The 11,170-nt window shown below is 60.7% G+C and carries 9 protein-coding genes; 5 read left to right on the forward strand and 4 right to left on the reverse strand.

The genetic code is table 11. The annotated features are described in order from the left end of the window. From ACRESD_RS17920 to ACRESD_RS17935, 4 genes are all read left to right on the forward strand, one after another. Positions 1–369: RNA polymerase sigma factor (locus tag ACRESD_RS17920; protein WP_431752138.1), on the forward strand; the 369-nt coding region annotated here is incomplete at its 5' end. Continuing rightward, entirely contained in the window at positions 366–1,334 is a 969-nt protein-coding gene (locus ACRESD_RS17925; RefSeq protein ID WP_431752139.1) for a FecR family protein, read from the forward strand. The genes ACRESD_RS17920 and ACRESD_RS17925, both read left to right, overlap by 4 nt. Positions 1,335–1,462: 128 nt before the next feature. Beyond that, positions 1,463–4,021: a TonB-dependent hemoglobin/transferrin/lactoferrin family receptor gene (locus ACRESD_RS17930; protein ID WP_431752140.1), complete on the forward strand. Its 2,559-nt coding sequence runs from the start codon at positions 1,463–1,465 to the stop codon at positions 4,019–4,021. A 225-nt stretch (positions 4,022–4,246) separates the two neighbouring features. After that, entirely contained in the window at positions 4,247–5,146 is a 900-nt protein-coding gene (locus tag ACRESD_RS17935; protein ID WP_431752141.1) for a DMT family transporter, read from the forward strand. Positions 5,147–5,187: 41 nt separating this feature from the next. On the opposite strand, the gene ACRESD_RS17940 is transcribed toward ACRESD_RS17935, so the two are convergent. The 4 genes from ACRESD_RS17940 to ACRESD_RS17955 all read right to left on the reverse strand — a co-directional run bounded on the left by ACRESD_RS17940 (position 5,188) and on the right by ACRESD_RS17955 (position 8,633). Then, the gene (locus tag ACRESD_RS17940; RefSeq protein ID WP_431752142.1) at positions 5,188–6,405 is read right to left on the reverse strand and encodes a class I SAM-dependent methyltransferase; all 1,218 of its coding nucleotides are present in this window, start codon (positions 6,403–6,405) and stop codon (positions 5,188–5,190) included. Positions 6,406–6,626: 221 nt separating this feature from the next. Then, positions 6,627–7,244, reverse strand: coding sequence for a TPM domain-containing protein (locus ACRESD_RS17945; RefSeq protein WP_431752143.1), 618 nt, complete (start codon positions 7,242–7,244; stop codon positions 6,627–6,629). Positions 7,245–7,274: 30 nt separating this feature from the next. Continuing rightward, complete coding sequence (locus ACRESD_RS17950; RefSeq protein WP_431752144.1) at positions 7,275–8,003, reverse strand: TPM domain-containing protein; 729 nt, start codon at positions 8,001–8,003, stop codon at positions 7,275–7,277. 18 nt (positions 8,004–8,021) lie between these two features. Further along, positions 8,022–8,633, reverse strand: coding sequence for a LemA family protein (locus ACRESD_RS17955; protein ID WP_431752145.1), 612 nt, complete (start codon positions 8,631–8,633; stop codon positions 8,022–8,024). 243 nt (positions 8,634–8,876) lie between these two features. Here ACRESD_RS17955 and bglX point away from each other — a divergent pair, with 243 nt between their 5' ends. Further along, positions 8,877–11,168 carry a beta-glucosidase BglX gene (gene bglX / locus ACRESD_RS17960; protein WP_431752146.1) on the forward strand — a complete coding sequence of 764 codons (2,292 nt, stop codon included), beginning with the start codon at positions 8,877–8,879 and terminating at the stop codon, positions 11,166–11,168. Positions 11,169–11,170 lie beyond the last annotated feature (2 nt).

The raw sequence follows: 11,170 nt of genomic DNA on the forward strand, positions 1-11,170 counted from the left end.
CCACGGGCGTTTCTGTTCCAGATGGCGCGCAATCTGCTGCGTGATCACTGGCGCAAACAGAAGGTACGGCACACCGCCCACACAGGACCGACCGACATGGACGCCGAGCCGGTCGCCGACGAGCAAAACGACCCCATGGCCGCTGCACTTCGCCTGCAACGCCTGGAACAGTTGAAAGAAGTCCTCGCCGAACTCTCGCCCCGCAGGCGAGAAGCCCTTATGCTGCACCGCTTCGAAGGCTTGAGCCAGGCGCAGATCGCCGAGCGCATGGGCATTTCGACCAGCATGGTGGAAAAGCACATCGCTTTTGCCCTGCTGCATTGCAAGCGACGCCTTCAACACGCACCCGGCACGGAGCAGCCAGAATGAACCGCCTGAGCGACAACGACGCCCTGGACATCGAAGCGAGCGACTCGATCGATGCCCAAGCCGCCAGTTGGTTTGCGCGCAACCGCAGCGAGTCGGGGCGAGCCGACCGCAAGGCCTTTGCCGCCTGGCAAGCGGAGCCGGCCCACGCCCGCGCCTATGCCGAGTTCGAGCAATTGTGGGCCGACCTCGCCCAATTGCAGCAGCACAACAAGCCCGTTCCACTGCCCAAACGCAAACCCTCAGCGTGGCGCCCTGCCCTGGCCGTGGCCGCTGCCTTGGTCTGTGCCTTGATGACCAGTCACATCGGCGCGCCCCGCGAGCTTTACCACAGCCAGGTCGCCGCCCACGCCAAAGGCATGCGCACCCTGCACCTACCCGACGGCAGCACCTTGTATGTGAATGCCAACACACGCCTGCGCGTGGATTTCACGGCACACCAGCGCATCCTGCACCTGGAAAAAGGTCAGCTGTACATCGAAGTCGCCGCCGATAAAGAACGGCCGCTGTACGTGCAAGCCGGCGAGGCCAATGTGCGGGTGGTCGGCACCGGTTTTGACGTACGCCGCAGCCAGCAGCAACTGGTGGTCAGTGTCGCCCATGGCCAAGTGGCCTTCGAGCCAGATGCAAAAAGCCCGGTGGCCCTGCTCGGCGCCCAGCAACGCGCCATCTACAGCTACGCCAAAGGCTCCGTGCAGCAGCAAACCCTCACCGCTGAAGAGGTGGCCGACTGGCGCAGCGGGCACCTGTCCTTTCGCAATCGCGAGTTGGCCAGCCTGATCGATGAACTGAGCCTCTACCGCCCTCAAGCCCCGTTGCAGGTCAGTCGTGCCGTGGCGCAGTTGAAGGTTTCGGGCAATCTGGATGTGAATGACCCGGACGCCCTGCTCAATGCTTTGCCTGCCCTGCTGCCGGTGAAAACCGTGGCCTCGGCCGATGGCATCGTCAGAATCGAACCGCGTAAGTAGGGCCACAGAATTCACACTTGAGAATATTTTGCATTTGCATGTGTGGATTTTTTTGCCTGTCCCGTCTTCCTCCCGACTGTGTTTGATAAGCACACCTTTCTGGCTATTTAGCCGCACCGGGGGATTTCATGTTTCGCGCGCCTTGCCACGCTTCGCACCTGTTTCTTCGACCGACCCTTATTGCCACCTGCCTGGCGTTCAGCCTCAGTGCCCAGGCCGAGTCGTTCAAGCTGCAACTGCCCGCCCAACCGCTGGCAACGTCCCTGAGCCAGGTGGCGCAGCAGGCGAAAATCCAGCTGTTGTTCGATGAAGCGCTGCTCAAGAATGTGCAGGCGCCGGCGCTCAGCGGCGAGTTCACTCCGGAAGTGGCGATTCGCAGCCTGCTGAAAAACGGCGAGTTCACCCTGATCAAGGTCGGTACGACCTACGTGGTGCGTCCCGATGAAGGCAAGACCACAAACAGTGGTGCGATCCAACTGGACGCTCTCAGCGTGATTGGCACCGGCAACGAAGTCGACTCCAGCACCGTCAACCGCTCCACCCTGACCCAGGCCGATATCGACCGCTACCAGTCCAACAACATCCCCAGCCTGTTGCAGACGTTGCCCGGCGTCAGCCAGGGCGGCTCGCTCAAACCCGGTGGCCAAACCATCAACATCCGTGGTTTCGGCGATGCCGAAGACGTGCCGATGACCGTCGACGGTGCCACCAAGAGCGGCTTCGAGCGTTACCAGCAAGGCACGGTATTTATCGAGCCCGAGCTGATCAAAAGCATCGAAGTGGAGAAAGGTCCCAACTCGCCGTTCACCGGCAACGGCGGTTTTGGCGGTACGGTCAACATGACCACCAAGGATGCCCCCGACCTGCTCCAGGACGGCCGCAACAGCGGCGCCATGCTCAAATACGGTTACTCCAGCAACGACCACGAACAGGTCTACAGCAGCGCCGTGTATGGCCGCACTGACGACGGTCGCTTCGACGCCCTGGCCTACCTCACCCAACGTGACGGCGGCGACATGAAAGTGGCCGCCAAACTGCCCAACGAGAACAACCAGTACCCAATCAACCCCCAGCGCCTGCCCAATTCGGCCCAGGACGTGGACGGCAAGTTGTTCAAGGTCAACGCGCACTTCACCGACGAGCACAGCGTGGGGTTGTCCTACTCGCGCTCCCACAGCAATCGTTGGACACCCTTCTCCGCCGCCAGCTACCCGACGCCACCGTCCCAGTTCAACATCGACCGCTACGGCTACGAGAACGCACTGAAACGTTTTTTAGCCCACCGTGACACCACCGACACCACCTGGTCGGGCAAGTATGAGTACACGCCGCAGGACAACCCGCTGGTAGACCTGACCATCAAATACTCCCAGTCCAACACCGACCAGACCGACGAGCGCGACGCCACCGCGTTTTTCCAGCTGGCCACCGGCGGACGCAAGATGGACACGTCCTACACCGACAAGAACCTCGACGTGCGCAACGTCAGCCTGTTCGACACCGGGCCGTTGAAACACGCGCTGACAGTGGGTGGGCAGATCCGTAAGCACATTCGCGAAACCGAGATGTGGATGCCCGGCGCCACCTACAACACTGCGCGCTACAACTACGGGCATTTCCAGCCGGGTTTCATGCCCCATGGCAAGGTCGATACCAACAGTTTCTTTGTACAAGATGCTGTCACCGTCGGCGATCTGACCATCACGCCTTCGCTGCGCTACGACCACGTGCGCAACCGCGGCGAAGGCAACGATGCGCCGTACTACAACAACCCGGACCCGTCCTACGGACACGACTACAGCGATCGCACCTACACCGGCTGGTCGCCACGCCTGGCGCTGTTTTGGAACGTCAACCCACACTTGGGACTGTTCGCCAACTGGAGCAAGACCTGGCGCGCGCCAGTCATCGACGAGCAGTATGAAGTCCAAGGCCTGGGCAGCCGCACGGCCACCAGCGTCGACCTCGACCCGGAGCGCATCACCTCGATCAGCGTGGGTAGCGTGACCAGCTTCGACAACGTCATCACCCAGGACGACAACCTGCAACTGCGTACCACGCTGTTCCACAACAAGGTCGAAGACGAAATCTTCAAGGCCACGGGCGTGGGTTGCCAGAACCAAGCCATCAACGGCGGCAGCATCTCCAGCGCCTGCCCACCGGGCGCGATGTCCAACTATCGCAACATCGGCGGCCTGACCATCAAGGGCTTTGAGCTGGAATCGTTCTACAACTCCACCTACCTGTTCGGCTCGGTGTCGTTCGCCTATGCCAAGGGTGACCACGAAGGCGCCTACACCAACCCATGGGGCCCGGACGTGCCGGCACGTGATATTCCACCGACCAAATGGGTACTGGTATTGGGCACAAACATTCCGGCCTGGGATGCCCAGGTGGGTTGGATGGGCCAATTCATCGGCGCGACCGATCGCCTGCCCAGCGACAAATACGCAGGCGGCCCTGGCAGCGGCCTCGGCGACTTGTTCTACGACCAGTACGGTAACAAGCGCTACAACACCCAGGGCCTGTTTGCCAAATGGAAACCGCAACAGGCTTACCTCAAAGGCACCGAGGTGAACTTCACCGTGGACAACCTGTTCAACAGCAACTTCCGCCCGGCCTTGAGCGGCGACCGTGCCTACACCAAGGGCCGTGACGCGAAGATCAGCATCACACGATTTTTCTAAGGCTCGCACGGGTCAGGGTGGGAGCTGGCTTGCCTGCGATGGGATCACCTCGGTTTCACTGACGAACCGAGGTGCCTGTATCGCAGGCAAGCCTGCTCCCACATTCGATCTTCAGTGTCTGGCGAAACTGTACGGATAAATCCACACGCAGCTGTAGGCCCGTGATCGACGAGGATTGTGGCTATATGAGCCTCCTAGGAAGCCCTCTCCATTTCGGATCCTCCCATGAGCTCGCGCGAAAACACCGGCATGGCCCTCGGCCTGTTGGGCGTCATCATCTTCAGCCTGACCCTGCCCTTCACCCGTATCGTGGTGCAGGAAATCCACCCGCTACTCAATGGCCTGGGCCGCGCCTTGTTTGCGGCGATCCCGGCGGCGGCACTGTTGCTGTGGCGTCGTGAGCGCTGGCCGACCTGGCGTCAGGTACGCGGTTTATGCCTGGTCATTGCCGGCGTGATCCTGGGTTTCCCGGTGCTGTCGGCCTGGGCCATGCAAACCTTGCCGGCGTCCCATGGCGCACTGGTCAATGGCCTGCAACCGCTGTGCGTCGCGCTGTACGCGGCGTGGTTGTCCCATGAGCGGCCATCGAAAGCCTTCTGGGCCTGTGCGGCGCAGGGCAGCGCATTGGTACTGAGTTACGCATTGATCACCGGCGCCGGCAGTATTCAGGCGGGCGATCTGTTGATGCTCGGCGCGATTGCCGTAGGCGGCTTGGGTTATGCCGAAGGTGGTCGCTTGGCCAAGGAGATGGGTGGCTGGCAGGTAATCTGCTGGGCGCTGGTGCTGTCGACACCCGTATTGATCGGCCCGGTGTGGTACCTGGCGGCGCAACATCAAGGCGCGATTTCCATGCGCACCTGGTGGGCGTTCGGCTATGTGTCGCTGTTCTCGCAATTCCTCGGGTTCTTCGCCTGGTACGCCGGGCTGGCCATGGGCGGCATTGCCCGGGTCAGCCAGATTCAGCTGTTGCAGATATTCTTCACCATCGCGTTTTCGGCCATGTTCTTCGGTGAACAGATCGAGCCGGTTACCTGGCTGTTTGCCTGTGGCGTGATCGTCACGGTGATGCTCGGGCGCAAGACCGCTGTACACCCAGCCCCCGTTTCAAAGCCGAGCGCTGCTTAAAATGTGGGAGGGGGCTTGCTCCCTCCCACATTTACCCGGTGTCAGTTCAGGTAACCATCCGCACGCAGCAGGGTTTCCAGGCAGTGCTCGGTAATGTGGTAGAACGCCTTCAGCTCCTGGATTTTCCCCAGCAATTGCGCGTTATCCAACGGCTCGGCGCGCTTGACCGCGAGGATCATCTTGTTCTTGTTGGTGTGTTCCAACGAGATGAACTCGAACACTTTGGTCTCGTAGCCACAGGCTTCAAGGAACAATGCACGCAAGCTGTCAGTGACCATTTCCGCCTGCTGGCCAAGGTGCAGGCCGTATTGCAGCATCGGCTTCAATAGCACCGGGCTCTGGATCTGCAGGCGGATCTGCTTGTGGCAGCACGGCGAGCACATGATGATCGAGGCACCGGAGCGGATACCGGTGTGAATCGCGTAGTCGGTAGCGATATCGCAGGCATGCAGGGCGATCATCACGTCCAGCTCGCTGGGCGCCACGCTGCGTACATCACCGCATTTGAACACCAGCCCCGGATGTTCCAAGCGAGCGGCGGCACTGTTGCACAGGGTGACCATGTCCTCACGCAGCTCGACGCCGGTCACTTCACCCTCGGCCTTGAGGGTGTTGCGCAGGTAATCGTGGATAGCAAAGGTCAGGTAGCCCTTGCCCGAGCCGAAATCGGCGACGCGCACCGGCCGATCCAGCTTCAACGGTGACGAGGTCAACGCATGGCTGAACACTTCGATGAACTTGTTGATCTGCTTCCACTTGCGCGACATCGATGGGATCAGCGCCTGCTTGGCGTCGGTCACGCCCAGGTCGGCAAGGAACGGCCGGCTCAGGTCGAGGAAGCGATTTTTCTCGCGGTTGTGTTCGGCCGATGGCGCTTCGCGCAGCTGCTGCGGCTTGCTCTTGAACAGCGAGCTTTTGTTCTTCTTGCTGTATTCCAGCTGGGCTTCGTCGGTCAGCGACAGCAAGTGTGCGTTCTTGAACGAGGCCGGCAGCAACTCGGCAATCGCCGCCACGCCGTCGGCCAAGGGTAAGTTCTTGGTGATATCGCGGGTCTTGTAGCGGTAGACGAAGGACAGGCACGGCTGTTCCTTGACCGTTACCGGCTTGATGATCAGCCGCTGCAACTCGGCTTCTTCACCCACGTACTTGGCCAGCACCAGCTTGATGAATGCATGCTGCGCCAGGCTTGTGCTCAGCAGTTCAATGAACTGGGCGTGATGATCCGGCGCAGGGCGGGCAGGTTGAGCGGTGACGGACATGAACAAAAACGCCTCGGGCTGGGAATGCCGGGCATTTTAGGGGGGATGGACCGCCAGGGCACGGAGTTATTTGACCAGCGGTCCCCTGCCTGAACAGCACAGATCCAAATGTGGGAGGGGGCTTGCCCCCGATTGCGGTGAATCAGCCAATGATTTTGTTGACTGACACACTGCAATCGAGGCCAAGCCCCCTCCCACATTTTCAACCGGAGTTGGATGATTTACTTGAGTACGATCAGACGGTTCGGCAGCTCGTTGCGGGTTTGCGTCAACGGCACATGCACCTTCAGCAACTCACCACAGGCTTCAATGCAGGTGATAAACCCGGCCAGCGTCTGCCCCTGTTTCACCTGCTGGGTGAACGTCTTGACGATCCCATCCCAACTGCTGTCATCCAGGCGTTTGGAAATGCCATCGTCCACCAGGATCTCCACATACCGCTCCGCTTCGCTGACAAAGATCAGCACCCCGGTGCTGCCCAGCGTGTGGTGCAGGTTCTGCTCCAGGAACTGCCGGCGTGCCAGGTTGGAGGCCCGCCAGTGGCGCACCGAACGGGGGATCAACCGCGTGGTGACCTTGGGCAAGCGAAACACCAGACACAACACGATAAACGTCGCCCACTGTGCCAGCAGCAAGGTGTACATGGTCAGGTAACCGGACAAGTAATGCACCACGCCCGGCACCACCAACGCGATCAGGCTGGCCCACAACAGCGGGATGTAAGCGTAATCGTCGGCGCGGGCGGCCAGCACGGTCACCAGTTCCGCATCGGTGTTTTTCTCGACGCGGGCGATGGCCTCGGCGACCTGGCGCTGCTCGTGTTCAGTCAGTAATGCCATGGTTGTAGATGCTCTTTTTCGTTATTGTCATTACCAGCCACCTGAAGCCCCGCCACCGCCGAAACCACCGCCACCGCCACGGAAACCGCCGCCTCCCCCGCCACCACCACCGCCGCGTCCGCTGCTGCTGAGAATCGCCAGCAGGATAGCGCCCACCGGCAGGCCGAGGCGATTGCATAACCACAACACGCCGATCAGCAGGATAAACAAGCCGATGGAGAACCCGGGATTATCCTTGGCAAAGTTGGCATCCGCCACATGGGCCGGTACCGCCAGCGGCTCGCCGCCCACCACCTGCAACATCGCCGCCACACCATCACTGATGCCCTGGCTGAAGTTGCCGGCCTTGAACTTAGGCGCGATCACCTGGTTGATGATCACCCACGACTGCGCATCCGTCAGCACGCCTTCCAGGCCATAACCGACTTCGATACGCAATTGACGCTCATCCCGGGCGATGATCAACAGTGCGCCGTTGTCCTTGCCCTTCTGGCCAATGCCCCACTGGCGACCCAATTGATAACCGAAGTCTTCAATGGGCAAGCCCTGCAAGTCAGGCACGGTAACCACCACAATCTGGTCGCCCGTGTTTTGCTCCAGCGCCTGCAGCTGTTGCGTAAGCTGCTGGCGCGTGGCCGGGTCGATCATCTGCGCGTTGTCCACCACCCGACCGGTCAAGGCCGGGAATGTCAGCGCCGCCTGGGCCACGCCCACGCAGGCCAACAACCACAGCGCCAAGCCTATCCGTAATAAACGCATCGACACCTCAGGGAAGCCTTATTTGAACTTCACTTGGGGAGCTTTATCGGCATCGGCGCTGGTGGCTTCGAACGTGGCGCGGATCGGCAGATCGCTGTACATGATGCTGTGCCACAGGCGACCCGGGAAGGTACGGATCTCGGTGTTGTACGCCTGCACCGCCTGGATGAAGTCGCGACGGGCCACAGCGATACGGTTTTCAGTGCCTTCAAGCTGGGATTGCAAGGCCAGGAAGTTCTGGTTGGCCTTCAGGTCCGGGTAGCGCTCGGACACCACCATCAGGCGGCTGAGGGCACCGCTCAAGCCATCCTGGGCTTGCTGGAACTGCTTGAGTTTTTCCGGGTTGTCGAGGGTGCTGGCATCCACCTGGATAGAGGTGGCCTTGGCCCGCGCTTCGATCACGGCAGTGAGGGTGTCCTGCTCATGGGCGGCATAGCCCTTGACCACTTCCACCAGGTTGGGGATCAGGTCGGCACGGCGCTGGTACTGGTTCTGCACCTGGCCCCAGGCCGCCTTGGCCTGTTCATCCAGGGTAGGAATGGTGTTGATGCCGCAACCGCTCAGCACGGTGCTGATCAATAGCAGAGCCGCGGCCTTGAAGCCCCAACGGTAGGTGTGTGCTGCTTGCATAGTGTTTCTCCTGGCGAAACGGGATGGAATTTGACTGCTGACCCTATCGATCACGCGCTTGAGGCATAATCCGCGGCCACTACTGGATTGCATCGAGTCAATCAGCTAAAAGATGCCCTGCGCGAATAAGAGTTCAGAAGTGTGGTGCATTTTGCGCAATAACACTCGAACAACAACATAAGTTCCCCACATTTTGGCAGAACGGTGCATTTGCGCCGTGCAGTAAGCCGAAAAAGGATAGTCATGAAAAAGCTGTGTTTGCTCGGCCTTGTTGCCACGCTGGCCACTCACCCCGTCTGGGCAGAAACAAAGCCTGCTGCGCTTAAAGACAAGGACGCCTTCGTCAGCGACCTGCTCAAGCAGATGACCCTCGATGAAAAGATCGGCCAATTGCGCCTGATCAGCATCGGCCCGGAAATGCCCCGCGAGCTGATCCGCAAGGAAATCGCCGCCGGCCGCATCGGTGGCACTTTCAACTCCATCACCCGCCCGGAAAACCGTCCGATGCAGGACGCGGCCATGCGCAGCCGGTTGAAGATCCCGATGTTCTTCGCCTATGACGTGATCCACGGCCACCGGACCATTTTCCCGATCAGCCTGGCCCTGGCCTCCAGCTGGGACATGGACGCCATCGGCCGCTCCGGACGCATCGCCGCCCAGGAAGCCGCCGCCGACAGCCTCGACATCACCTTTGCGCCGATGGTCGACATTTCCCGAGACCCGCGCTGGGGCCGTACCTCTGAAGGTTTCGGTGAAGACACCTACCTCGTTTCACGCATCGCCGAAGTGATGGTCAAGGCGTTCCAGGGCGTGAGCCCCGCGAATGCAGACAGCATTATGGCCAGCGTCAAGCACTTCGCCCTGTATGGCGCGGTGGAAGGCGGTCGCGACTACAACGTGGTCGACATGAGCCCAGTCAAGATGTACCAGGACTACCTGCCGCCGTACCACGCGGCGATCAAGGCCGGTTCCGGTGGAGTGATGGTGGCACTGAACTCCATCAACGGCGTGCCCGCCACCGCCAACACCTGGCTGATGAACGACCTGCTGCGCAAGGACTGGGGCTTCAAGGGCCTGGCCGTCAGCGACCACGGTGCGATCTTCGAGCTGATCAAGCACGGCGTGGCCAAGGACGGGCGTGAAGCCGCCAAGCTGGCGATCAAGGCCGGCATCGACATGAGCATGAACGACTCGCTGTACGGCAAGGAATTGCCGGGGTTGCTCAAGTCCGGCGAGATCGAGCAGAGCGACATCGACAACGCCGTGCGTGAAGTACTCGGCGCCAAGTACGACATGGGCCTGTTCAAAGACCCGTACCTGCGCATCGGCAAGGCCGAGGATGACCCGGCCGACACCTACGCCGAGAGCCGCCTGCACCGCAGCGACGCCCGTGATATCGCGCGCCGCAGCCTGGTGCTGCTGAAAAACCAGAATGAAACGCTACCGCTGAAAAAATCCGCGACCATCGCCCTGGTGGGCCCATTGGCCAAGGCGCCAATCGACATGATGGGCAGTTGGGCCGCTGCGGGTAAACCGGCACAATCGGTGACCCTGCTGGATGGCATGAACTCGGTCATCGGCGAAAAAGGCAAGGTGATCTATGCCCGTGGCGCCAACATCACCAATGACAAGGCCGTGGTCGACTACCTCAACTTCCTCAACTTCGATGCGCCGGAAGTGGTGGATGACACCCGCTCGCCGCAGGTGATGATCGACGAGGCCGTCAAAGCCGCCAAGAGTGCCGACGTGGTGGTGGCCGCCGTGGGTGAATCCCGTGGCATGTCCCACGAGTCCTCCAGCCGCACCGACCTGAACATCCCACAAAGCCAGCGCGACCTGATCAAGGCGCTCAAGGCCACCGGCAAGCCGTTGGTGTTGGTACTGATGAACGGCCGCCCGCTGTCGATTCTCGATGAGAACCAACAGGCCGACGCGATCCTGGAAACCTGGTTCGCCGGCACCGAAGGCGGCAATGCCATCGCCGACGTGCTGTTCGGTGACTACAACCCATCGGGCAAGCTGCCGATCACCTTCCCGCGTTCGGTGGGGCAGATTCCGACCTACTACAACCACCTGACCATCGGCCGGCCGTTCACCCCGGGCAAGCCAGGCAACTACACCTCGCAGTACTTCGATGACATCACCGGGCCGCTGTTTCCGTTCGGCTACGGCTTGAGCTACACCACGTTCAGCCTGTCGGACATGGCGTTGTCGTCCACTACCCTGAACAAGACCGGCAAGCTCGACGCCAGCATCACGGTTAAAAACACCGGCAAGGTGGATGGCGAAACCGTGGTGCAGTTGTATATCCAGGACGTGGCCGGTTCGATGATCCGACCGATCAAGGAGCTGAAGAACTTCCAGAAGGTCATGCTCAAGGCGGGAGAAGAACGCACCTTGCACTTCACCATCACCGAGGAAGACTTGAAGTTCTACAACACCCAGCTCAAGTTCGCGGCTGAACCGGGCCAGTTCAATGTGCAGATCGGGCTGGACTCCCAGGATGTGCAGCAGCAGAGCTTTGAACTGCTCTAAAG

Origin of the sequence: Pseudomonas sp. (assembly GCF_050739995.1) — a bacterium.
GTDB lineage: Bacteria > Pseudomonadota > Gammaproteobacteria > Pseudomonadales > Pseudomonadaceae > Aquipseudomonas.